A 24,222-nucleotide genomic window follows, 5' to 3' on the forward strand; every position below is an offset into this window, starting at 1 on the left:
GATTTGGGATGAGGTGGTGCTGCACGACCCGGGGGACGGCCCGAGACGAAGGCGGAGCGGTGAAGGCGGAGCGAGGGTGCCGTGAGGTGTGCCTTTCAGGTGCCGGTGAGGTGCTCGGGGCGTACGGGAGCCTTGGTCAGGGCCAGGCCGGTGGCCTGGCGGATGGCGGCGAGCACCGCCGGGGTGGCCGAGAGCGTGGACGCCTCGCCGACGCCGCGCAGGCCGTACGGCGCGTGCGGGTCGGCCAGTTCGAGCACGTCGACGGGGATGGCCGGGGTGTCGAGGATGGTCGGGATCAGATAGTCGGTGAACGAGGGGTTCCGCACCCGCGCCGTCGCCGGGTCGACCAGGATCTCCTCCATCACCGCCACGCCCAGGCCCTGGGTCGTGCCGCCCTGGATCTGCCCGACGACGGACAGCGGGTTGAGCGCCTTGCCGACGTCCTGGGCGCAGGCCAGCTCGACGACCTTGACCAGGCCGAGTTCGGTGTCGACCTCGACGACCGCGCGGTGCGCGGCGAAGGAGTACTGGACGTGGCCGAAGCCCTGCCCGGTCTCGATGTCGAACGGCTCGGTGGGCCGGTGCCGGAAGGGCAGTTCGACGTCGACGGGCTGCTCGCCGTCGAGCACGTCGGCCAGGTCGGCGAGGACCTCGCCGCCGTCCGTGACCACCTTGCCGCCCTCCAGGAGCAGTTCGGCCGTGGCCCACGCGGGGTGGTACGTGCCGAGCCTGCGCCGGCCGAGGGCGAGGACCTGCTCGCGCACCGCCCGACAGGCGTTCCGCACCGCGCCGCCGGTCATGTACGTCTGCCGGGAGGCGGAGGTGGAGCCGGCGGAGCCGACGCGGGTGTCGGCCGGGGCGATGACCACCCGGGCGACGCCCAGTTCGGTGCGGGCGATCTGCGCCTGTACGGTGACGCCGCCCTGGCCGACCTCGGCCGCCGCGGTGTGCACGGTGACCACCGGCTCGCCGCCGGTGACCTCCAGCCGCACCCTGGCGGTGGAGAAGTCGTCGAAGCCCTCGGAGAAGCCGACGTTCTTGATGCCGACCGCGTAGCCGACGCCGCGGACGACGCCCTCGCCGTGCGTGGTGTTGGAAAGCCCGCCCGGCAGCGCCCGTACGTCCGCGGCGCCGCCGGCGCTCTCCCACTGCCGCTCCGGCGGCAGCGGCCGGGCCTTGACGCGGCGCAGGATCTCCGCCACCGGCGCCGGCGAGTCGACCTCCTGCCCAGTGGGCAGCCGCGAACCCTGTGACATGGCGTTGAGCTGCCGGAACGCCACCGGATCCATCCCGACCGCCGCCGCGAGCCGGTCCATCTGCGCCTCGTAAGCGAAGCACGCCTGGACGGCGCCGAAGCCGCGCATCGCGCCGCAGGGCGGGTTGTTGGTGTAGAGGCCGACGGCCTCGATCTCGACGTCCTCGACGACGTACGGGCCCATGGACAGCGACGCGGCGTTGCCGACGACGGCCGGGGTGGAGGAGGCGTACGCGCCGCCGTCGAGGACGATGCGGCAGCGTGCGTGGGTGATCAGGCCGTCGGCCGTGACGCCGTGCTCGTAGCGGATCCTGGCCGGGTGCCGGTGCACGTGGCCGAAGAAGGACTCGAAGCGGTCGTAGACCATCTTCACCGGCCTGCCGGTGCGCAGCGCCAGCAGGCAGGCGTGGATCTGCATGGACAGGTCCTCGCGCCCGCCGAAGGCGCCGCCGACGCCGGAGAGCGTCATGCGCACCTTGTCCTCCGGCAGCCCGAGCACCGGCGCGATCTGCCGCCGGTCGGCGTGCAGCCACTGGGTGGCGACGTACAGGTCGACGCCGCCGTCCTCCGCGGGCACCGCCAGGCCGGACTCCGGGCCCAGGAACGCCTGGTCCTGCATGCCGAACTCGTACTCGCCGGTGACGATGTGGTCGGCCCGGCGGGCCGCCGCCGCGACGTCCCCGCGGACGACCGGCTGGCGGTGGACGATGTTCGGGTGCGGTACGTGCCGCGCGTGCCCGTCGGCGCGCTCGGGGTGCAGCACCGGCGCGCCGGGCGCCAGCGCGGACTCCTCGTCGGTGACGAGGGGCAACTCCCGCCACTCGACGCGGATCTTCGCCGCGGCCCGGCGGGCGGTCTCGGGGTGGTCGGCGGCGACCAGCGCCACCGGCTCGCCGTGGTGGCGCACCCGGCCGGCGGCCAGCGCCGGGGTGTCGGCGATCTCCAGCCCGTAGTTCTTCTGCTCGGCCGGCAGGTCGTCGTACGTGAGCACGGCGTACACCCCGGCCTGGGCCAGGGCCGCGGAGGTGTCGAGGGAGACGATCTCGGCGTGGGCGTGCGGGGAGCGGAGCGTGTGGCCCCAGATCATGTCCTCGTGCCACAGGTCGGAGGAGTACGCGAACTCGCCGGTGACCTTCAGCGTGCCGTCCGGGCGCAGCTTCGACTCTCCGATGCCGCCGGCGGTCCCGGAACCCCGGGTGAGGCTGGTGGGGATACGGGTGACCTCGGACATCAGACCCCCTCGCCCCGGCGGGCGGCGGCGAGCCGGACCGCGTCGAGGATCTTCTCGTAGCCGGTGCAGCGGCACAGGTTGCCGGACAGGCCCTCGCGGATGTCGTCGTCCGACGGCGCCATCGGCCAGGGGAAGTGCTCCAGCAGGTCGTCCGCGGCGACCACCAGACCCGGGGTGCAGAAGCCGCACTGCACGGCGCCGGCGTCGACGAACGCCTGCTGGACCGCGGAGAGGCCGTCCTGCGCCAGCCCTTCGACCGTGACGACCTCGCGGCCCTCGGCCTGCCCGGCGGCGACCAGGCAGGCGCACACCGGCACGCCGTCGAGGCGTACCGTGCACGAGCCGCACTCCCCCTGCTCGCAGGCGTTCTTCGAGCCCGGCAGGCCCATCCGCTCGCGCAGCACGTACAGCAGGCTCTCGCCCTCCCAGACGTCGTCGGCCTGCTGCTCCCGGCCGTTGACGGTGAACGTCACCCGCATCACGCGGCTCCTTCGCCTCTTGTGGGTCCTGCCGTGCCCCGGCGGTACGACTCCCAGGTCCAGCCGAGCGTGCGGCGCGCCATGACGCCGACCGCGTGGCGGCGGTAGCGCGCGCTGCCGCGCACGTCGTCTATCGGGTTGCACGCGCCCGCCGCCAGCTCGGCGAACTGCCGCGCCAGAGCCGGGGGCAGGTTCCGGCCGCTGTCCCAGAAGCCGCCCTCGGCCAGCGCCGCGTTCAGGAACTCCTCGGCGGCGTCGGCGCGCACGGGCGTGGGCGCGGCCGAGCCGATGCCGGTACGGACGGTGCGGGTGTCGGGGTGCAGCGCGATGCCGAACGCGCACACGGCGATCACCATCGCGTTGCGCGTGCCGACCTTGGAGAACTCCTGCGGCCCGGTGGCCTTCCTGACGTGCACCCACTTGATCAGCTCGTCGGGCGCGAGCGCGTTGCGCTTGACTCCGGTGAAGAACTCGTCGATCGGGATCCGCCTGCTGCCTCGTACGGACTCCACCTCGACCTCCGCGCCCGCGGCCAGCAGCGCCGGGTGCGCGTCGCCGGCCGGGGAGGCGGTGCCGAGGTTGCCGCCGACGCCGCCGCGGTTGCGGATCTGCGGCGAGGCCACGGTGTGCGCCGCCCGCGCAAGACCGGGCAGCGCACCGCCCAGCTCGGCCACGATCCGCGCGTACGGCACGGAGGCCCCCAGCCGCACGCTCTCGGCGCCCGTCTCCCACTCCTGCAACTCGCCGATGCGGTTGAGGTCGAGCAGGTACTCCGGGCGGCGGTGGTCGAAGTTGATCTCGACCATGAGGTCCGTGCCGCCCGCGATCGGTACGGCCGCGGGGTGCTCGGCCTTGGCGGCGAGCGCTTCCGCCCAGCCGGCGGGGCGCAGGAAGTCCATGGATCCTCTCGGCTTTCCCTCGAAAGTGCGGATGCGTTCTTGAGCTGTTGACGGAACGTGGCCCAAGTACACAGAAACGCCGCCGTCCGGGTGCAGTCACGGAAACCATGAAGCAAGGGGCAGGCCAGAACCGGCTTCTTGTAGATTCGAACGAAGGCCGGGGGTATTCCTTCCCCTGTGGGACATCCCTTGCGGGACATCCCACGACGACCGCCAGGCGGCCTGCGCGCACGGACGGGCGGGTCGACGCACGACCGACAGCAAGGGACGCGCATGAGGCTGCGGGCACTCCTGGAATCCGAGGCGCTGGGCCTCAGGCTCCTCGGCGGCGAGGACGAGCTGGACCGCACGGTGCGGGGCGTGATGACCACGGACCTGACGGACCCGAGCCGCTATCTGTCGGGCGGCGAGCTGGTGCTCACCGGGCTCGCCTGGCGGCACGGCCCGCAGGACTCGGAGCCCTTCGTACGGATCCTGGCCGCGGCCGGCGTCGCCGGGCTCGCGGCAGGCGAGGCGGAGCTGTCGGGGGCCGGGGTGCCCGAGGACCTGGTGCGTGCGTGCGCGCGGCACCGGCTGCCGCTGTTCGCGGTGGACGAGAACGTCGCGTTCGCCACCGTCACCGAGCACGTCGTCCGGCAGGTCTCCGGCGAGCGGGCCGGCGATCTGGCGGCCGTGGTCGAGCGGCACCGCCGGCTGATGTCGTCCGGGCCCGCGGGCGGCGGCCCCGACGTCGTCCTCGACCTCCTCGGCTCCGATCTGGACCTGCGTGCGTGGGTGCTCTCCCCCACCGGCCGGCAGATCGCCGGCACCGCGTCCGCGGCGGCCGGCGGCCGGCTGCCCGCCCGGTTGCGGGCACAACTGGCCGGCGAGCACCTCGGGGCGCTGCGCGGCGGCCGGCCGGGGCCGCACCGGGTGACGCTGCCGGTGGCGGGCGGGGCCGTGACGTACTCGCTCTTCCCCGTCGGCGGCGGGCGGGACCTGCGCGAGACGGTGCTGTCCGACTGGCTGCTGGCGGTGGAGGCGGACGCCGGGGAGTGGCCGCCGGAGCGGCTTGACCTGGTGCACGGCGTCACGCAGTTGATCGCCGTGGAGCGGGAGCGGCGCGACGCCGCGCGGGCGGTGCGGCGGCGGCTGGCGCAGGAGGTGCTGGAACTGTTGCAGGCCGGGGCGCAGCCCGGGGAGGTCGCCGCCCGGCTGCGGGTGGCGGTGCCGGTGCTGCTGCCGGGGATCGGGGCGGCCCCGCAGTGGCAGGTGGTGGTGGCGCGGGTCGAGTGGGAGGTCCCGCCCGGGCAGCCGGGGATCGCGGGCGGACCGGTGGCGCAGGCGATGCTGGAGGAACTGCTCGCGGGCTCGGAGAGGGACCGGGCCGACCGGATCGCGGTGGCGCACACCGGCGACGAGGCGGTGGCGCTGGTGCCGCTTCCGGCACCGGCGGCGCCGGCGGCGCGGGCGGAGGCGCCGGGGGCGCCGGCGGCCGGGGGCGCGGTCGGAGGCGGTGACCCGGACGGGCGGCCGGGCAGGGGCGCCGTGGGCGCCGGGCCGGGCCGCGGGCCCGCCGGCGGCCCGGCGGCCGGCGCCGGGGAGCCGGGCGCCGGAAAGCTGAGCGCCGCGGCGCTGCTCGCCGCCGTGCGGGAGCCGCTGGCCCGCGGGCTCGCCGACGACGGCCGGCTCACGCTCGGCGTCAGCGCCGCCGTGCACACCCCGGAAGGGCTGCGCGGCGCCCTGGAGGAGGCCCGGCACGCGCGCCGGGTCGCCGCCGCCCGGCCGGGCCGCGTGTGCGCGGCGGGCCACGAGGAGCTGGCCTCGCACGTGCTGCTGCTGCCCTTCGTCCCCGACGACGTGCGCCGCGCGTTCACCGCCCGGCTGCTGGACCCGCTGCGCGCGTACGACCACCGCCACCGGGCCGGTCTCGTGGAGACGCTGGAGGCGTTCCTCGACTGCGACGGCTCCTGGACCCGCTGCGCCGCCCGCCTCCACCTGCACGTCAACACGCTGCGCTACCGGGTGGGCCGGATCGAGCAGCTCACCGGCCGGGACCTCGCGCGGCTGGAGGACAAGCTCGACTTCTTCCTCGCGCTGCGCATGCGCTGAACGCCGCCGCCCGCGCGGCGCGTTCGTGCGCGCCGCGGCCGGGCCCGGGGCAATGGGTTCGCCAAGATCTTGTGAAGTCGTTCACGCGGACACTTGGCCCAGGGCACACTTCGTGTTGAGATTCGAGTCACACTGGGCTGCGTTGTTCCTTGGCTCGACGGCGCGTTGGGGAGGCAAGAGTGGCGGATACCGCCATGGCACGGTCGGAATCGGCGATCTCGGAGGATCCGCTGGAGCGGGCGATCTGGCGGCTGCGCTCGCGCGGCTGCTGGGACGACGCCGCCGCGCTCCTCGAAGACGCCGCCGGGGCCGACGCCGAGGCGGCGCGGCGGCGCGCGGCGCTGCTCGTCGAGCAGTGCATGTTCACCGCCGCCGGCTGGGAGCGCGCCGAGGACGCGGTGCGCAACGCGGAGGCGCTGTCGACCGACGGGGAGAACCGCGGCGTCACGGCGTGCGAGCGGGGTTACCTGGCGTACGCCTCCACCCTGTTCCAGGAGCGCGACCGCTCCGACGAGGCCCGCGCGGCGCTCGGCCGCGCCGCCGCGCTGCTGCCGCCGACGTCGCCGCACCGGCCGATGCTGGACTTCCGGCGCGGGCTGGTCGCCCAGCATCTGACGAAGAACGCGACGGCGGCGCTGGCGGCGTTCCGCCGCGCCCACGCGGGCGCGCTCGACCAGGGCGACCTGCTGCTGTGCTCGTTCACCTGGCGCCATCTGGCCGCGCTCGCGGCCGACGACGGGGACCTGACGGAGGCGCGGCACGGCTTCCGCGAGTCGCTGCGGCTGCGCGAGGAACTGGGATATCTGGTCGGTACGGCGCCGGCGCTGATGGCGCTGGCCGACGTCGAGCCGGAGGCGGAGGCGGCCCGGCTGCGGGCGGAGGCGACGCGGCTGGTGCGGCTGCTGGACGGGGTGCCGTCGTGGCTGGCGGAGCAGTTGGGCGAGGAGCCGCGGCGGGTCCCGGCGGCGGAGGGCTGACGCGCCTGCGGAGCGACGCGGCGCGGGAGGCCGGCGCGCGGCGGGACGACGCGCCGCGGACGGGTGTCCGGGCCGTGCGGGCCGTGAGTACGGGCGTCTTCCGGCCGGGTTCCGCCGCCCGTACGCGCGGCTACGCGCCCGCCGCCCCTACGCGCGGCTCTGCTCCCGGTGCACCGCGACCCCCGCGACGACCAGCGCGATGCCCGCCGCCTCCGCCGCCCCCGGCACCTGGCCGAGCACCAGCAGGCCCATCAGCGCGGCCGTGGCCGGCAGCAGCGACAGCATCAGCGCGAAGGTCGCCCGCGGCACCCGCGCCATGGCGAGCTGGTCGCACACGTACGGGATCACCGACGAGCACACCCCCACCCCGAACGCCGCCGCCAGCAGCGCCGGCGACGTCGCCACCGCGGCCGCCTCCGCGACGCCCGCGGGCGCCGCGACCACGGCCGCCACCAGCATCGCGGCGCCGAGCCGGCCCACGCCCGACGCGCCGCCGTCCGCCGCGAGCCGGTGGCCGAGGACGACGTAGAGCACGAACAGCGCGCAGTTGCCGAAGGCGAGCGCGAGACCGAGCGGTTCCGCGACCAGGTGCACGTCGGTCAGCAGCGCGACACCGGCGAGCGCCAGCGCCAGCGCGGCGAGGTTCCGCCGGGTCCGTACGCCCGCCGCGGCGAGCACCACGGGCCCCAGGAACTCCACCGCCCCGACGGTCCCCAGCGGCAGTCGTTCGAGGGCGAGGTAGAACGTGCAGTTCATGGTGGCGAGCACGGCGCCCATCGCCACCAGCAGCCGCCGCCCGCGGGGTGTCGCGGCCCGCCAGTCGTGCCACGGCCGCCGCCAGACGGCGAAGACCAGCGCCGCCGAGGCGATGCGCAGCCAGGCGACGCCCAGGACGTCGAGGCGGGCGAAGAGCAGGACGGCGCACGCCGGGCCGAGGTAGTGGAAGACCGCGGAGGAGACGAGGAACGCCGGCGGCGGCACGCGCTCGGCGGCCAGGGCGAGTCGGCCGGCGGGGGCGGCGGCGGGGCTGCGGAGCGGGGAGTCGGCCACGGAGGAATCGTCGCAACGGGCGCCTGCGCGGACCATGACGAACCGGAAAGCATATCGGCCGATCACTTTTCGCTTCGGGGTGTTCTTCGGGCAGTTCCCGTGTGAAAGTGAAGCCGTGGACGCACTCGACCGCTCGATCCTGACCGAACTCGACGCCGACCCCCGGCTGTCGACCGCCGGGCTCGCCCGGCGCACCGGCGTCTCCGTGCCCACCGCCCGGGAGCGGGTGCGGCGGCTGGAGGAGTCCGGGGTGATCCGCGGCTACCGCCTCGACGTCGACCCGGCGGCGCTCGGCTATCCCGTGGCGGCGTTCGTCCGGGTGCGGCCGGGTCCGGGGCAGTTGCCGCGGATCGCCGCGCTGGCGCGGAGCCTGCCGCAGGTCAGCGAGTGCCACCGGATCACCGGCGAGGACTGCTTCCTGCTCAAGGTGCACGCGACGGACCTCCACACCTTCGAGGACGTGCTGGACCGCTTCCTGCTGCACGGCCAGACGACGACGTCGATCGTGCAGTCCACGCCGGTGCCGCCGCGGACGCCGGGGCTCGGCGCGTACGAGGAGGAGAGCCGCGGGGCGACGGGAAGCGGGAGCCGTCGCTAGGGTTGCCGGGCGTGGACCTCGATGCCGTACGCACCTTCGTCGCCGCCGCCGACACCGGCCAGTTCCAGGAGGCCGCGGCCGAGCTGATGCTGAGCCAGCAGGCGGTCTCGAAGCGCGTCGCCGGGCTGGAGAAGAACCTCGGCGTGCGGCTGTTCACGCGTACCGCGCGCGGGGTGAAGCTCACCATCGACGGTCAGGCGTTCCTGCCGCACGCCCGCGCCCTCCTGCGGGCCGCGGACCGGGCGGCGGCCTCGGTGCGGCCCGGGAGCCGGGCGCTGCGCGTGGACGTGGTCGGGCGGCGGGTCGCGACCGCGGGGCTGCTGCGCGACTTCCACCGGGCGCACCCCGAGGTGGAGCTGGACGTCGTCACGATCTACGGCGGCGGTCCCGCCGTGGACGCGGTACGCGACGGCACGATCGACGCGACGTTCCGCACCCTGCCGCCGCCCGGCCGCGAGCTGCCCGGCGACATCGCCGTCGGGTACGTGCAGTACGAGCCGATGCAACTCGTCACCGGCCCCGCGCACGAGTTCGCCGGCGCCCGCTCCCTCGCCCCCCGCCGGCTCGCCGGGCACCGGATCTGGATGCCGGGCAACGCACCGGGCACCGAGTGGGCCGCGTACTACGAGGAGATGGCCGCCGAGTTCGGCTTCGTCATGGACACGGTGGGCCCCGACTTCGGCATCGAGAGCCTGCTCGACACCATCGCCGCGTCCGCGACGGTGGGGACCTTCCTCAGCGAGCGGACCCCGCTCGTCTGGCCCGTCGACCACGACCTGAGCCGCATCCCGCTGCTCGACCCGACCCCGGTCTACCCGCACCTGCTGCACTGGCACACCGACAACGCCCACCCCGCGCTCGCGCTGCTGCGCGAGCACCTCGCCGCCGCGCGCACGCGGCACGCGCCCGGGGACGCCGGCGGAACGTGGGCGCCGGCGTGGTCCCGCTGACCGGCGCCCCGCGCGGTGACCACTGCCGTCAGGCCGGGGTGAAACGCACCGCGTCCGCGATCACGTAGCCGTCGGTGGCGTCGTTGCGTACCCGCACGCTCGCCGCCGTCCCCGCCGCGCACGTGTGCCGCCCCAGCACCACCCACTTCCCGCCGCCCGAGCGCTGGTCGACGGTGTACGTCGTGGTGCCGCCGGCGTGCTCGACGTCCACCGGCACGTTCGTCGCCCGGTTCGCGTGGGCGGTCCACCACAGGGCGACGTCCCAGGAGCCCGCGTCCGGTAGCTCCGGCCGGAAGCGCATCCAGGCCGTCCCCTTGCCGGCGTTGTCGTCGTGCACGTAGTCCGAGCCGTAGTAGCCGGAGGTCGACGTGCTGCTCAGCCAGGTGCCCGCGGAGGTGACGCCGGTGGCGGAGACGTTGTCGACGACGATCTCGCCGGGCTCCGTCGGCGGCCACTGCAGGAGCTGCCCGTCCGCGCGCAGCCGCGCCTGCAGCGCGGCGACCGGCACCTCCTGCACCACCCCGCCGCGGTCGAGGGCCATCCGCGCGGCGGTCGCCGCGGACTGCGCGAGGATCATGAAGACGGGCTCCATGCGGATCGACCCGTACGCGATGTGCGAGGCGGACAGCGCGACGGGCACCAGCAGGTTGGTGCACTGCGCGCGCTTCGGCGTCAGCGCGCGGTAGCTGATCCCGTACGGCGCCGGCACCCCGACCTGCACGTCGCCCTCGTTGCGCGCGACTCCGTCGACGACCACGCGGCGGCAGTTGTGCGAGTCCATCGTGTACGAGGCGAGCCCGACGGAGTCCGCGGCCCGCACCGTGCCGCGGCAGTCGTGCTCGGTCATCACGTACGCGGAGACCATGCGGCGCGCCTCGCGGATGTACAGCAGCGGCGGCCAGCCGCCGTGGCCGGTGAACTCGTCGCGCGGCAGCCCCCAGGCGGCGGTCTGCGCGCGCACGGACTCCGGCAGCCGCGGGTCGTTGGCGAGGAACCACATCAGGCCCTGCTGGTAGTCCACGTGGTCGGCGTGGATGCGGGCGCGCTCGGCGTGGGTGCCGGTCGGATGGCCGAAGTTGCGGCCGATGTGGTCGGTGGAGAACGCGCCGTTGTTGTTGGAGTCGGTCTTGCCGCCGCCCATCGGGTGGGTGGTGTAGAAGGGGCCCCGCCAGCCGGCCTGGACGTAGCGCAGCAGCAGTTCGTAGCGCACGGGGTCGTAGCCGGCGGGCTTCGGGAAGGGGATGCGGTCGGCGGCCTGGGTCAGGCACATGCGGAAGCAGTACGCCTGGATCGCGTCGTCGGCGGTGCCGTTCGGTTCGAGGGGGTCGGCGGAGACGCCGGGCAGCAGGCCGCTGGCGGGGCTGCCGGGGGTGACGTAGGGGTCGACGGGGTGGACGAACTGGTGCTTGTCGCGGTGCTGGACGCCGTTGAGCGTCTCGTCGTACGCGGCGTTCCCCTCGCGTCCGGTGGTGAAGTCGACGCCGGCGCGGAACATCAGGTCGCCCTCGTACGTCGCGTCGACGTACATCCGGCCCGCGTACGCCCGGCCGTCGTCGGTGACGAGCAGGCGGATGCGGCCGCCGCGCCGGTCGACGGAGCGCAGCCGGGCGCCGAGCACCACCGGGACGTCGTGCTCGGCGAGCAGGTCGGCGAAGACCTCGGAGGCGACGTGCGGTTCGAAGGTGTAGCGGGCCGGTGAGTCGTCGGTGACGGGCGTGCCGTGGTACTTGGCGTACACGCGGCGGTAGAACTCCAGGGCCAGGCCGCCGATGGCGGAGGTGTTGCCGGTGTCGGTGGCGCCGAGGCCGCTGGTGGTGAGGCCGCCGATGTGCCGGGTGGGCTCCAGCACCACGGCGGTGCCGCCCATCCGGCGCATCTGCACGGCGGCGATCACCCCGGCCGAGGTGCCGCCGTAGACCACCAGGTCGGCCTGGCCCTGCCCGGGGCCCGCGGCGGCGGCGTACGCCGGGGCGCCCAGGACGGGGAGCGCGAGACCCGCGCCGCCCGCGGCCAGCAAACCACGTCTAGAAAGCGCTTTCTCACCCATGATTCCGGAGTGTGCCCGCGCCGCGACGGGACGTCAACGCATCCGTACGCCCGGATCCCAGCCGTCCGGCAGCGCCGCCGGCACGCTGAAGCCGGCGCCCCCGACGGGCACGAACTCCCCGGATCGCGCGGACGTCTCGACGGCCGCCATGGTCTCCAGCACGTGCTGCGCCAGCTCGCCGGAAGCGCGGTGCGGCTCGCCGGCGGCCAGCGACCGGGCCATGTCCAGGGCACCCATGCCGCGCCCGGCGGTGGCGCCCTTCGCCTCGATCTCCGTCCACTCGTCGGAGCCCGCGGGACGCAGCCGCAGCGTGCCGTCGAAGCGGTTGGGGTCGGGCAGCGCCAGGGTGGCCTCGGTGCCGGTGATCTCCACCCAGCCCTGCCGGTTCAGCGGCGAGTCGAAGCTGACCACCAGCGACGCGGTCGGGCCCGCGGCGTAGTCGAGGAGCGCCGCGACGTGCGTGGGCACCTCCACCGCGAACTCGGTGCCGGCCTTCGGCCCGGAGCCGATCACCCGCGTCTCGCGCCCCTTGCGGGCCACGGCCGCGACCCGCTCCGCCGGGCCGAAGAGCGTGGCCAGGCAGGTGAGGTAGTACGGTCCCACGTCGAACAGCGGCCCGCCGCCGCGCCGGAAGAGGAACTCGGGGCTGGGGTGCCACGACTCCGGGCCGGGGGTCTGCATCAGCGCGAGCCCGCTCAGCGGCGCGCCGATCGCGCCCTCGTCGAGGAGCCGGCGGGCGGTCTGCAGCCCCGCCCCCAGGAACGTGTCCGGTGCGCAGCCGAGCAGCACGCCGGCCTTGGCGGCGCGGGCGACCAGATCGGCGCCGGAGGCGGGATCGAGGGTCAGCGGCTTCTCGTTCCAGACGTGCTTGCCGGCGTCGATCGCCGCCCCGGCCACGTCGTGGTGGGCGGCGGGGACGGTCAGGTTCACGACCAGCTCGACGCCGGGGTGGGCGAGGGCGTCCTCGGTGGTCCCGTGCGCCGGTACGCCGTACGCGGCGGCCTGCGCGGCGGCACGCGCGCCGTCGAGGTCGGCGCAGAACAGCACGCGCAGGTCGGGGAAGGCGGTGAGGTTCGTCAGGTACTGGTCGCTGATCGTGCCGCAGCCGACCACGGCGACACCCAGGGGCTCTCCGGCGGTCATCGGCGCTTCCCTTCCAGCCAGTCGAAGCTCTCGCGGACGGCGGTGAGCATGTCGGTGGCGCAGCGGTCGAGTTCGACGATGTGCCGCCGGGCGTGCGCACCGGCGGCGAGGACGGCCTCGACGGGCATCCGGCCGGCGCCGACCGCGGTCATCGGGTCGTCCTTGGTGACGGGCCCGTCCTTGATGTGCAGGTGCGTGACGCGGTCGCCGAGGCGGCCGAGCAGCGCGGGCACGTCCTGGCCGCCGACCGCCGCCCAGTACGTGTCGACCTCGAACTGCACGGTGGCCTCGGGGGTGCCGAGCCCGTCGAGCAGGTCGGCCAGCACTTCCAGCGCGGGTACGCCGCCGACGTGCTGGGACAGCTCGAACTCGTGGTTGTGGTAGCCGAGCGCGAGGCCGTGTCCCGCGGCACTCTTCGCGGCCTCGGCCAGCTCGCCGGCCACGGCGCGCACCCCGTCGGCGTCGGCGAACCGCTCCGGCGGCAGGTACGGCACGAAGACGGTGTCCGCGCCCACCGTGCGCGCACCCCGGAAGGCGGCGTCGGCCTTCTCGGGCCCGGCGAGCACCGGCGCGTGCACCGAGCCGGCCGCGAGGCCCGCCGCGTCCAGGTCGGCGCGCAGCGCCTCGGGGTCGGTCAGCACGTCGTAGCACTCGACCTGGCGGTAGCCGAAGCCGGCCAGCGCGGCGAACGTGCCGGGGCGGTCGGCGGCGATCTCGTCGCGAACGGTGTAGAGCTGCACGCCCAGGGACGGGCTCATGGTCTCCTCCGGCGGTCGTGGTCGTTTTCGACAATTTTTCGCTCGCTTGTTGACGCTAGAAGCGATGCCGACCTCCGTCAACACCCTTGACAGGGCGGGAAGTAGACGGCCAGGCTGACCGAAGTTTTCGAAAAGGACACCGCTCATGCCGCCCGAACAAGCCACCCTCAGCGACATCGCCGCCCGCGCCGGCGTCTCGGTCTCCACCGTCTCCAAGGTCCTGCACGCCCGCACCGACGTCGCCCCCGCCACCCGCGAGCGGATCGCCCGGCTGCTCGCCGACCACGGGTACCGGCCGTCCCGCGGCGCCGGCGTCGTCGACCTCGTCATCGGCAGCCTCAACAGCCCGTGGGCGGACGCGCTGGTCACCGGTGCGGTCGAGGCCGGCGCGGAGGCCGACTGCCGGATCGTCATCGACAGCGTGCCCGTCAGCGACGACGTCCTGCGGCACACCCTGGAGCGCATCATGGCGCGCGGCAGCGACGGCGTCCTGCTCGTCCACCAGGTGCCGGCGCCGGAGACCCGCGCGCGGCTGGCCGCCAAGCGCATCCCGCTGGTCGCCATCGACCCGCCGGCCGAACCGGGCGCGGGCGTACGCTCCGTGGGCTGTACGAACTGGCAGGGCGGCCTCGCCGTCACCCGCCACCTCATCGAGCTGGGGCACCGCCGCATCGCCACGCTCACCGGCCCGCTGACCATCTGGTCCGCCCGCGCCCGCTTCGACGGCTACCGCACCGCGCTGCTGGAGGCCGGGCTGCCGGTCGACGAGGCGCTGATCCGCAACGCCGACTTCTTCGCGCCCGACGGCCGCGCCGGGGCGCTGGCCCTCCTCGACCTGCCCGAGCCGCCCACGGCGGTGGTCGCCGCGAACGACGGGCAGGCGTTCGGCGTGCTCCAGGCGCTGGCCGAGCGGGGGCTGCGGGCGCCGGCGGACATGAGCGTCACCGGATTCGACGACACCCCGGTCGCCGCGTGGGCGGCGCCCCCGCTGACCACCGTCGTCCAGCCGCTGGAGGCGATGGCGGCGACGGCGTTCCGGATGCTGCGGCTGCACGGCGAGGGCGGCGCGGCGCAGCCCGACCAGGTGGAGCTGGCCACGACGCTGACCGTACGCGCGTCCACGGGCCCGCCGCCGGCCCGCTGAGCACGAGCCGCGCCGCACCCCCCGTCCGCACCCGCCCCGCCTACCGCACCCGCCGCGCCCGCCGCGCCCGCCGCACAGCGCAGCCCCGTACGCGCCGGACCCCGGCATACCCGGCCCGCACCCGCACCGCCGCCACGACCGACTGGAGCATCCGCATGGCCCTGTTCGACATGCCCCTCGCCGAGCTGCGCGACTACCGCCCCGAGCGCGAGGAACCCGCCGACTTCGACGCCTTCTGGACCCGCACCCTCGCCGAGGCGGAGGACGCGGCCGGCGGCCTCGCGCCGGAGTTCCGCCCGTACCCGACGGGCCTGACCGCGGTCGACGTGCACGACGTGACCTTCGCCGGCTGGGGCGGCCACCGGATCTCCGCCTGGCTCGTCCTGCCCCGCGGAGCCGACGGGCCCGTGCCCTGCGTCATGCACCACATCGGCTACGGCGGCGGGCGCGGGCTGCCGCACGACCACCTGTTCTGGCCCGCCGCCGGCCGCGCCGTCTTCGTCGTCGACACCCGCGGCCAGGGCGCCGCCCACCGCAACAACGCCGGCTCCACCCCCGACCCGTACGGCACGGGCAACGCGCAGACGCCCGGCTTCATGACGCGCGGCGTGCTCGACCCCGAGGAGTACTACTACCGGCGCGTCTTCACCGACGCCGTCCGCGCGGTGGACGCGGCCGCCGCGCATCCGGCGGTGGACGGCGACCGGATAGCCGTCAGCGGCGGCAGCCAGGGCGGTGCGATCGCCACCGCGGTCGCGGGGCTGCACCCGGGGGTGCGGGCGGCGATGATCGACGTGCCGTTCCTCAACCACTTCCGCCGGGCGGTCACGATCACCGACAGGAACCCGTACCAGGAGCTGGTCCTGTTCCTGGCGACCCAGCGGGGCGCGGAGGAGCGGGTGTTCCGCACGCTGTCGTACTTCGACGGGCTCAACTTCGCGGCCCGGGCGCGGGTGCCGGCGCTGTACTCGGTGGCGCTGATGGACGAGGTGTGCCCGCCGTCGACGGTCTTCGCGTCGTACAACCACTGGGGCGGGCCGAGGGACATCGAGGTCTACCCGTGGAACGGCCACGAGGGCGGCGGGAACGACCACCAGGTGACCTCGCTGGCCTGGCTGCGGGTGTAGGGACGGGGCTACTCCGGGGCGCCCAGCAGCTCCCGCAGCACCGCCTCGGCCCCCGCCTTGTCCCCCGCGGCCAGCGCGTCGACCAGCGCCTGCCTGCGGGCCTGCGGCGCCGCCGGCGGACGCGCCCTGGCCCGCAGCTCGCCCGCGACGCGGACCAACTGGCGGTTGCCGGAGAGCGCCACCAGCGCCTCGTGGAACTCCGCGTCGTCCGCCGCCAGCCGGCTCAGCGCCACCCAGCGCTCCGGCGGCAGCCCGGACGCCAGCCGGTGCAGCAGCGGTACGAGGAGCAGCGCGCGCACCTCCGCCAGCTCGGCCAGGTCGCGTGCGGTGGGCGCGAGGACCCGGAAGCCGCGGTTCGGCAGCACCTCCACCGCGCCCTCCGCGGCGAGCTGCTGCATGGCCTCGCGCACCGGGGTCGCCGAGACGCCGAACCGCTCGCCGAGCGCGGGCGCGGAGTACACCTCGCCGGGCCGCAGGTCGCCGCCGAGCACCGCGGCCCGCAGCGCGTCGAGCACCTGGCCGCGTACGGAGTGCCGGCGCACCCGTGCCCGGGGGCGGAGTTGGCCCGGTGCCGCCTGCCTGCGCGGCGCGTGCTCCACTGTCTCTCCCGATTCGCGGCCGACGTACGTCCCTGGGCGACGCTCGCGCCCCACCGTAACCCGGAGCCCCTTGCCCGCTCCCCGATCAAGAGGGTTAAGGTTAGCCTTACCTCAACCCGGCCGACGGGTCGAGAACACGCCACGCCCCGCCGAGCCCAGGGTGGTCACCGCACCGATGTCCGCGCCCGCAGTGCCCCAGCCGCTCGACGACGCCCGGATCCCGGCCGTCCGTCCCGCCGGCACCCCGGTCACCGCGGCCTACGCCCGGCTCACCGAGGTCCTGCCGTTCCTGGCCGTCACCGAACTCGGCCCCGCGGACCCCCTGCCCACCGCGCCCGGCTGGGTGGCCGCCGCCGAACTCGCCGCCGGCGGCCCCGCGCTCGACGACTTCCTCGCCTGGGACGCCGCGCAGGTCCGCCGCACGTACGGCGAGGACGCCCGCCCCGACGTGGTCGCCAGCTTCGGCCTGCACCGCTACGCCTGGTCCGCCTGCCTGCTCGTCACCCTCCCCTGGTTCCTGCTGCGCCGCGTGCCCCGCGTCCCGCTGGAGGACGTGGCGCTGCACCGCAACGACGACGGCAGCCGCATGCGCCTCGCCGTCCGCGGCACCGCGTTCGCCTGCCTGCCCGACGACCCCGCCGCCGGCCTGCCCGGCGCCCGCGTGGTCGCCGGCGAGGAGGCGCTGCGGGCCGAGGTGCGGGCGGCCGTGGCCGGGCATCTGGAGCCGGTGCTCGCCGCGTTCGGACCGCGGATGCGGCGCGGGCCGCGGGCGCTGTGGGGGATGGCGACCGACGAGATCGTCGAGGGCCTGTGGTACCTGGGCGAACTCCTGGGCGAGGAGGAGCGCGCGATGGCCGAGACCGGGCGGCTGCTGCCCGGCACCGGCCCGGCCACCGCCCCGTACGCCGGCGGCGCGGCCTTCCGCACCCTCACCGGTCCCGCGGGCCAGTCCCTGGTCACGCGGGACCGGGCGAGCTGCTGCATGTACTACACGCTGCGGCCGGAGGACACCTGCGTCACCTGCCCGCGGACCTGCGACACGGAGCGCGTCGCCCGGCTCGTGGCAAGCTCTTAGCACGTATGCCACCCCTTTGAGTGGCTGATTTCGTTTCCTCCGGAATCGCGCGGCGATTCCGCGAGTATCGGTCCCCGAGTCACCGGTCATCTGGCGAGGCAAGGGACATCCGATGGGATTCAACGGGGTACCGCTGAGCTGGGCACTCCCGGCCGCCGTGCTGCTGCTCGGCGTGCTCGCGGCCGTCGCGGTCGTGGTGCGCGGCCGGCAGAAGGCGGACGAGCCCGCGGACTCCTGGGAGGCCGGCGAGCAGCGCCGCCGCCGCAAGGAGGCGATGTACGGCACGCTCGCGTACGTCCTGCTCTTCTGCTGTGCCGCGGTCGCCGCCGCGCTCTCCTTCCACGGCCTGGTCGGCTTCGGCCGGCAGAACCTGGGGCTGTCCGGCGGCTGGGAGTACCTGGTCCCGTTCGGGCTCGACGGAGCCGCGATGTTCTGCTCCGTCATCGCCGTGCGCGAGGCCAGCAACGGCGACGCGGCGCTCGGCTCCCGGCTGCTGGTGTGGACGTTCGCGGGCGCGGCGGCCTGGTTCAACTGGGTGCACGCGCCGCGCGGTGCCGGCCACGCGGGCGCGCCGCAGTTCTTCGCGGGCATGTCGCTCTCCGCGGCGGTGCTCTTCGACCGGGCGCTGAAGCAGACCCGGCGGGCGGCGCTGCGCGAGCAGGGGCTGGTGCCGCGGCCGCTGCCGCAGATCCGGTTCGTACGCTGGCTGCGTGCGCCGCGGGAGACGTTCCGGGCGTGGTCGCTGATGCTGCTCGAAGGCGTACGCACGCTGGACGAGGCGGTCGACGAGGTGCGCCAGGACAGCAGGGACGAGGCGCGCCGGCGGGCCGAGGAGCGCGAGCAGGCCCGGCTGGAGCGGGCCCGGCTCAAGGCCCTCGGCAAGCACCAGCGCGCGCTGGCCCCCGGCGAGCTGACCGCCGCGCACGCCGAGGCGGTCGGCTCGCCGGGGGCGCCGGCGCCGGCCACGGAGGCGGCGCACCCGCCGCCGCGGTCGCGTCCGGCGCGGGAGACCAGGCAGGCGGTCGGCGCGGGGCAGCAGGCCGGGCCCGGCGCCGCGCCCGTCGGCCGGGACGACGAGCTGACGGCCCCGCTCGACACCCTGGAGAAGAAGCTCAGGGCGATGGAGAACCAGCTCCGCTGACGGATCCGGAGACGATCGAGGTGGTGGGTCCTCTTGCCCGGTCGGCCGCGCGCAGGTTAGGCAGATCACAGCGACGACTGTGAGGAGCCGCGATGCACGACGACCGACTGCTGGCAGAGGGCCGGCTGGACCGCGCACTGCGCCAGTACATCCGCCCCGCCCAGTACACCGAACGCGTCCCCCTGGAGCTGTCGGTGTGGCACCGCCCAGGCGAGCCGGTGCCGGCGGACGAGGCGCTGAAGGTCCCCCCGGAGGAGTACGAGCCCTTCGCCGTCGGCACCCCCTGGGGGCCGCCGTGGTCGACCAGTTGGTTCCGGCTGACCGGCACCGTGCCGACCGGCTGGGCCGGGCGGCGCGTCGAGGCAGTGATCGACCCCGGGTTCGGCGCCGAGATGCCCGGGTTCCAGGCCGAGGGGCTGGTGTACGACGCGGCCGGGGCGCCCGTCAAGGGCGTCCACCCGCGCAACCGCCATGTGCCGATCGCCTCCCCCGCGGCCGGCGGCGAGCCCGTCCGGCTGCTGCTGGAGGCCGCCGCGAACCCCGCGGTGCTCCAGGACTTCACGCCCACCCTGCTCGGCGAGCTGCGCACGGCGGGCGACGCTCCGCTGTACACCTTCCGCTCGGCCGACCTCGCCGTGCTCAACGAGGACGTGTGGCACCTGATCCTCGACATCGAGGTGCTGTCGGAGCTGATGCACGAGCTCCCGGCGGACCGCGGCCGCCGGCACGACATCCTGCACACCCTGGACCGCATGCTCGACGTGCTCGACCTGCACGACGTGCCCGGTACGGCCGCTGCCGCCCGCGAGGTGCTGGCCCCGGCGCTGGCGCGGCCCGCGGCGGCCAGCGCCCACCGCGCGTACGCCACCGGCCACGCGCACATCGACTCGGCCTGGCTGTGGCCGCTGCGCGAGACGGTGCGCAAGGCGTCGCGGACGTTCGCGAACGTCACCGAGCTGGCCTTGTCCGGGGAGTATCCGGAGCTGGTCTTCGCCTGCTCGCAGGCGCAGCAGTACGCCTGGGTCAAGCAGAACCAGCCGCAGATCTACGAGCGCATCCGGACCGCCGTGAGCACCGGCCAGTTCGTCCCGGTCGGCTCGATGTGGGTGGAGTCGGACGCCAACATGCCGGGCGGCGAGGCGCTGGCGCGCCAACTGATCCACGGCAAGCGGTTCTTCGCCGAGGAGTTCGGCGTGGACACCCAGGAGGTGTGGCTGCCGGACTCGTTCGGCTACACCGCGGCGTTCCCGCAGCTCGCGCGGCTGGCGGGGATCCGGTGGTTCCTCACGCAGAAGCTGTCGTGGAACCAGACCAACAAGATGCCGCACCACACCTTCTGGTGGGAGGGCATCGACGGCACCCGGGTCTTCACCCACTTCCCGCCCGTCGACACCTACAACGCCACCATGCACGCCGCGGAACTCTCGCTCGCCGAGCGGAACTTCGCCGACAAGGGCCGGGCGAGCATGTCGCTGGTGCCCTTCGGGTACGGCGACGGGGGCGGCGGGCCGACGCGGGAGATGCTGGAGAAGGCGCGCCGGCTGCGGTCGCTGGAGGGCTCGCCGCGGGTGGAGGTGGCCGGGCCCGCGGAGTTCTTCGCGGCGGCCGAGGAGGAGTACGGGTCGGCGGCGCCGGTGTGGTCCGGGGAGCTGTACCTGGAGTTCCACCGCGGCACGTACACCAGCCAGGCCGACACCAAGCGCGGCAACCGGCGCAGCGAGCACCTGCTGCGCGAGGCGGAGCTGTGGGCGACGGCGGCGGCGCTGGCGGATCCGGCGTACGCGTACCCGTACGAGGAGCTGGACCGGATCTGGAAGACGGTGCTGCTGCACCAGTTCCACGACATCCTGCCGGGGTCGTCGATCGCGTGGGTGCACCGGGAGGCGGCGCAGACGTACGAGGCGGTGCGGGAGGAACTCGCGGGAATCACGGCGGCGGCGGTGGCGGCGCTGGGCGGCTCCGGCACCGGCGCGCCCGGTCTCGCCGTGCTGAACGCGTCCCCGTACGGCCGGGAGGAGGTCGTGGAGGTGGCCGCCGACGAGTCGGCGGCGCTGCCGCCCGAGGCGGTGACGCAGCCGCTGGGCGACAGCCGCCGGCTGGCGCGGGTGAGCGCGCCGGGGCTGGGCGCGGGTACGGCGGGCGCGGCGGCGGCCGGCACCGAGGTGTCGGCGGTTGCCGAGGGCACGGACGTCGTACTGGACAACGGGCTGCTGCGGGTCGTCGTCGACTCCGACGGGCTGGTGTCCTCCGTGCACGACCTGACCGCCGGCCGCGAGGTGCTGGCGCCGGGCGCCCGCGCCAACCTGCTCCAGCTCCACCCCGACCACCCCAACCAGTGGGACGCCTGGGACATCGACAAGTTCTACCGGCGCACCCGCACCGACCTGGTGGCGGCCGAGTCGGTGGAGGTCACCGAGTCGGGGCCGCTGCGCGCGGCGGTGCGGGTGGTGCGTACCACCGGCCGGTCGCGGATCGTGCAGGACATCAGCCTGGCGGTGGACAGCGGGCGGGTGGACTTCACCACCGAGGTCGACTGGCGGGAGGAGGAGAAGGTACTCAAGGCGGCGTTCCCGCTGGACGTGCACGCGGAACGGTCCACGTCCGAGATCCAGTTCGGGCACGTGCACCGGCCGACGCACGCGAACACGAGCTGGGACGCGGCGAAGTTCGAGATCTGCGCGCACCGCTGGCTGCACGTGGGCGAGCCGGGATACGGCGTGGCGGTGCTCAACGACGCCACGTACGGCCACGACGTGACGCGGGAGGCGCACGAGGCGGGCCTCGGCACGACGGTGCGGCTGACGATCCTGCGGGCGCCGAAGTTCCCCGACCCGGAGACGGACCTCGGCGTCCACCGCTACCGCTACGCGCTGCTGCCGGGCGCGGACGTCGGCGCGGCGGTGGCGCAGGGCCTGGCGCTGAACCTGCCGCTGCGCACGGCGCGCACGGCGGCGCGGGCGCCGCTGGTGTCGGTGAGCGACCCGGCGATCACGGTGGAGTCGGTGAAGCCGGCGGAGGACCGCAGCGGGGACGTGGTGGTCCGGGTGTACGAGTCGCGCGGGGGGCGGGCGTCGGGGACCCTGACGACGTCGTTCCGCGCGGCGGACGTCCACGTGACGGATCTGCTGGAGCGGCCCCTCGAGTCGGCGGACGCGGTGGCGGGAGGGGACGGGACCGTGGCGTTGCGCCTGCGCCCGTTCCAGATCCTGACGCTGCGGATGCGGCCCGTACGGTGAGGAACGGGGGCCCGGCCGAGCCGGGCCCCCGGTCTCAGCTCTCCCAGAGGGCGGCGGCGGTGCGGTCGTCGGCGAAGCCCTTGGCGCGCAGTTGGACGTCCGCGAGGAACGCCGCGAGCCCGGGCGGCGCCTCCTGTCCGCGCCACCGCTCCGCCAGCTCGGCCGCCAGCCCGGGCGCGCCGCGCAGCGGCTCGGCGAAGCCGGGGCTGCACAGCAGCAGTACGTCGCCGGGCCTGCCCTCGGAGGCCCGGAAGGCGAAGGGGGCGGGCTCGCCGGGGTCGGGGGTGTCCACGAGCGCGCCGAAGCCGGGCGGCGGTGGCCCGGCGGGGGCAGGGCGCTGGGGCCGGCCGCCGAGGTCGACGGTGAGCCGCGGATCGGCGGGCGCTGCCTCCTCCTGCCCGGGCTCCGCCGGCCGGGACTCCTCCTCCGGAGTGGCAGGCTCCAGGTCCTGCCACTCGCCGTCCCGGAGCCGGAAGAAACCGCCGGGGCCGGTGCCGAAGAACACCCGGGTGCGGCAGGCGGGGTCGCTGGACAGCAGCAGGCAGCGCAGCCCGGCGGTGTACCCGGCGGGATCCACCCCGAACTCCTCCGCCTGCGCGCGCATCAGCCCGTACGTGCGCCCGATCAGCCGGTGCAGCCCGCCCTTCAGCGCGGCGCGCCGCCCGGTCCGTACGTCCTCGGACAACCGCGCCCGGCTCCTGCCGACGGCCTCGCCCATCCACCGCACGAGCGAGTCGGCGGCCCGGTCCGTACGGGCCACGCCGCGCGCGCCGGTGGCGACGGCGACGAGCACGAGCGCGTCGTCACCGCCGCCGAAGCGGGCGGTGAGGAGGGCGTCGCGGCGCTGCTCGCCGCGGTAGCGGGGACTGTCGCCGCGGGTGGCCGCGGTCCGCAGCGTGAACGACCCGTACCGCGCCCCGTCCAGCACGGTGTCGGGCACCAACTCGTGCAGCGCCCCGGGCGCCACCTCGGGCAGCGCGGTGGGCTCCGCCTCGTAGGTGGGCGGCCCCGCACCGACGAAGTCCCCGCCGCGCCGGGCCCAGTCGGCGTCGGTGAGGGTCTCGGTGACGGACACCTGCCGCAGCCGCATGGTGGCGGGCGGAGGATCGGGGTCCTCGGGGCCGGCGGCCGCCGGCGGGGCGGGGGCAGGTCGGCCGGGCACGGGCGCCGCGGGGCCTGCGGGGGTGGGCTCCGCCGCCTCCGGGGAGGGGGGAGCCGTGCGCCGGGTCGGCGCCTCCGGCGCAGCGGACGCGGGCGCCGGCGCGGGGGACTCCGGCGGCGCCGACGGGGCGGGCTCCGCGGGTTCCCGGGACGTGGGCGGCGCGGCTTCGGCCGGAGCAGGTCCTCCGGCGTCCGCGGAGCCGGGCAACGCCGTATCCGCCGGCGCGGGTTCGCCGCCCGCCCGCGGGCGGGTCCGCCCGGCCTCCGCCGGTGCGGGCTCCGCAGGTTCCTCGGTCGCCGGCTCCGGCCACACCGCATCCGCCGCGGCGTCCCACGGGTCGGCCGACGCGGCATCCTCCGGGGCGGGTTCGACGCGTTCCGGCGCGCCGGCAAGCGCCCGGTCCGCCGGGACGGGCTCCGCGGGCTCCCACGGGTCAGGCGGCACGTCGTCCGCCGACGCGGACGCCACCGCCTCCCCCTGGCCCGGCGACCCGTCCGCTTCCGCCGGGGCCGCGGCCACGTCGTCCCGCGATCCGGACGACGCCCCGTCCTCCGGGGCGGGTTCGACGGCTCGGCGGGAGGCGGTCGGCGCCGGGTCCGCGGCTTCCGTCTCGCGGGGCGGGGCGGCTTCCGCCGGGGCGCCGGCCGCGGCGTCCGGCGAGGCGCCCAACGACTCCTGTGCGGTGCCGCTTTCACGGCCCTCCCACGGGGCGCGCTCCTCCCCCGCCGCAGGCTCCACGGACTCCTCGCGGCCCGGCGAGGGCGCGTCCGCCGTGCTCCGGTCCCCGGGCGCCCGCGGGTCGCGGTCCGCCGGCTCCCACCGGTCCTCCCGCAAGCCCGCGAACACGTCGTCCGCCCAGCCCCGGGACGGGGCCGGCGACGTCTCCTCGCGCTCCGTGAAGCCCGGAACCCCCGCCACCGACGGCGCCGAGGCCCCGGAGGCGGGCGGCGGCGGGTAGTCGGGGTCGCTCATCTGGTCGTACGGTTCGGCCGCCGGCCTCCGCACCGCCCGCGGCGCCTTCGCCGCCCCCGGCGGGGCCGGCGGCGCGGGGTCCGCCTCCTCGTCCACCGTCCGGGCCACCGACGCGAAGCGGTCGTCGAGGGTGTCCCCCGCGCGCTGCGGGCCCGTGTCCGGCACCCCCTCCTCGTACAGGTCGTGCCACCACTCGTCCTCGGTGCGGCGATCCCCCGCCGTCTCCCCCTGGCGATCCATGCCCCTATTCTTCCCCGCCGTCCCCCGCCACAAGGGCCGTACCCGCAA

General features: G+C 75.6%; 18 protein-coding genes. 9 read left to right on the plus strand and 9 right to left on the minus strand.

Annotated elements, in window-relative coordinates; all coding sequences use genetic code 11:
• Positions 1-95 precede the first annotated feature (95 nt).
• The 3 genes from pucD to O7599_RS06620 are packed head-to-tail and all read right to left on the minus strand — an operon-like array spanning position 96 to position 3,864.
• The gene (gene pucD, locus O7599_RS06610) at positions 96-2,486 is read right to left on the minus strand and encodes a xanthine dehydrogenase subunit D (RefSeq protein ID WP_281621158.1); all 2,391 of its coding nucleotides are present in this window, start codon (positions 2,484-2,486) and stop codon (positions 96-98) included.
• Positions 2,486-2,965: a (2Fe-2S)-binding protein gene (locus tag O7599_RS06615; RefSeq protein WP_281621159.1), complete on the minus strand. Its 480-nt coding sequence runs from the start codon at positions 2,963-2,965 to the stop codon at positions 2,486-2,488. Before O7599_RS06615 ends, pucD begins: the two co-directional genes overlap by 1 nt.
• On the minus strand, positions 2,965-3,864 hold the full coding sequence (locus tag O7599_RS06620; protein ID WP_281621160.1) for an FAD binding domain-containing protein: 900 nt from the start codon (positions 3,862-3,864) through the stop codon (positions 2,965-2,967). The genes O7599_RS06615 and O7599_RS06620 overlap by 1 nt, the downstream gene beginning before the upstream one ends.
• 273 nt (positions 3,865-4,137) lie before the next feature.
• Between O7599_RS06620 and O7599_RS06625 the strand changes: the two genes are divergently transcribed.
• Both O7599_RS06625 and O7599_RS06630 read left to right on the plus strand, forming a co-directional pair.
• A complete protein-coding gene (locus O7599_RS06625) occupies positions 4,138-5,955 on the plus strand; it encodes a PucR family transcriptional regulator (RefSeq protein ID WP_281621161.1) in 1,818 nt (605 codons plus the stop codon).
• Between the two features lie 194 nt (positions 5,956-6,149).
• A complete protein-coding gene (locus tag O7599_RS06630; protein ID WP_281621162.1) occupies positions 6,150-6,932 on the plus strand; it encodes a hypothetical protein in 783 nt (260 codons plus the stop codon).
• A 147-nt stretch (positions 6,933-7,079) separates the two neighbouring features.
• Here O7599_RS06630 and O7599_RS06635 read toward each other — a convergent pair whose 3' ends face one another.
• The gene (locus O7599_RS06635; RefSeq protein WP_281621163.1) at positions 7,080-7,982 is read right to left on the minus strand and encodes an EamA family transporter; all 903 of its coding nucleotides are present in this window, start codon (positions 7,980-7,982) and stop codon (positions 7,080-7,082) included.
• 115 nt (positions 7,983-8,097) lie between these two features.
• Here O7599_RS06635 and O7599_RS06640 point away from each other — a divergent pair, with 115 nt between their 5' ends.
• A complete protein-coding gene (locus O7599_RS06640; protein WP_281621164.1) occupies positions 8,098-8,580 on the plus strand; it encodes an Lrp/AsnC family transcriptional regulator in 483 nt (160 codons plus the stop codon).
• Between the two features lie 11 nt (positions 8,581-8,591).
• Positions 8,592-9,530 (plus strand): LysR family transcriptional regulator, encoded by a 939-nt coding sequence (locus O7599_RS06645; protein WP_281621165.1) that lies wholly within the window; start codon positions 8,592-8,594, stop codon positions 9,528-9,530.
• Positions 9,531-9,558: 28 nt separating this feature from the next.
• Here O7599_RS06645 and O7599_RS06650 read toward each other — a convergent pair whose 3' ends face one another.
• From O7599_RS06650 to O7599_RS06660, 3 genes are read right to left on the minus strand one after another with little or no spacing between them, the layout of a single operon-like run.
• A complete protein-coding gene (locus O7599_RS06650) occupies positions 9,559-11,577 on the minus strand; it encodes an FAD-dependent oxidoreductase (RefSeq protein WP_281621166.1) in 2,019 nt (672 codons plus the stop codon).
• Positions 11,578-11,610: 33 nt separating this feature from the next.
• Complete coding sequence (locus tag O7599_RS06655) at positions 11,611-12,720, minus strand: Gfo/Idh/MocA family oxidoreductase (protein WP_281621167.1); 1,110 nt, start codon at positions 12,718-12,720, stop codon at positions 11,611-11,613.
• Entirely contained in the window at positions 12,717-13,478 is a 762-nt protein-coding gene (locus O7599_RS06660; protein ID WP_281621168.1) for a TIM barrel protein, read from the minus strand. Before O7599_RS06660 ends, O7599_RS06655 begins: the two co-directional genes overlap by 4 nt.
• A 145-nt stretch (positions 13,479-13,623) precedes the next feature.
• Here O7599_RS06660 and O7599_RS06665 point away from each other — a divergent pair, with 145 nt between their 5' ends.
• A complete protein-coding gene (locus O7599_RS06665) occupies positions 13,624-14,622 on the plus strand; it encodes a LacI family DNA-binding transcriptional regulator (protein WP_281621169.1) in 999 nt (332 codons plus the stop codon).
• Positions 14,623-14,777: 155 nt separating this feature from the next.
• Positions 14,778-15,749, plus strand: a complete 972-nt coding sequence (locus O7599_RS06670) for an acetylxylan esterase (protein WP_281621170.1) — start codon at positions 14,778-14,780, stop codon at positions 15,747-15,749.
• A gap of 8 nt (positions 15,750-15,757) precedes the next feature.
• On the opposite strand, the gene O7599_RS06675 is transcribed toward O7599_RS06670, so the two are convergent.
• Positions 15,758-16,348, minus strand: coding sequence for a GntR family transcriptional regulator (locus tag O7599_RS06675; RefSeq protein ID WP_281621171.1), 591 nt, complete (start codon positions 16,346-16,348; stop codon positions 15,758-15,760).
• A 175-nt stretch (positions 16,349-16,523) separates the two neighbouring features.
• On the opposite strand from O7599_RS06675, the gene O7599_RS06680 reads away from it, so the two are divergent.
• The 3 genes from O7599_RS06680 (at position 16,524) to O7599_RS06690 (ending at position 21,800) form a co-directional block, all read left to right on the plus strand.
• Positions 16,524-17,423, plus strand: coding sequence for a (2Fe-2S)-binding protein (locus O7599_RS06680; RefSeq protein ID WP_281621172.1), 900 nt, complete (start codon positions 16,524-16,526; stop codon positions 17,421-17,423).
• Between the two features lie 112 nt (positions 17,424-17,535).
• Complete coding sequence (locus tag O7599_RS06685; RefSeq protein WP_281621173.1) at positions 17,536-18,564, plus strand: DUF2637 domain-containing protein; 1,029 nt, start codon at positions 17,536-17,538, stop codon at positions 18,562-18,564.
• 92 nt (positions 18,565-18,656) lie between these two features.
• Positions 18,657-21,800 (plus strand): glycoside hydrolase family 38 C-terminal domain-containing protein, encoded by a 3,144-nt coding sequence (locus O7599_RS06690; RefSeq protein ID WP_281621174.1) that lies wholly within the window; start codon positions 18,657-18,659, stop codon positions 21,798-21,800.
• 34 nt (positions 21,801-21,834) lie between these two features.
• Here O7599_RS06690 and O7599_RS06695 read toward each other — a convergent pair whose 3' ends face one another.
• Positions 21,835-24,174 (minus strand): protein phosphatase 2C domain-containing protein, encoded by a 2,340-nt coding sequence (locus O7599_RS06695; protein WP_281621175.1) that lies wholly within the window; start codon positions 24,172-24,174, stop codon positions 21,835-21,837.
• Positions 24,175-24,222 lie beyond the last annotated feature (48 nt).

Source organism: Streptomyces sp. WMMC500 (assembly GCF_027497195.1).
Lineage (GTDB): Bacteria > Actinomycetota > Actinomycetes > Streptomycetales > Streptomycetaceae > Streptomyces.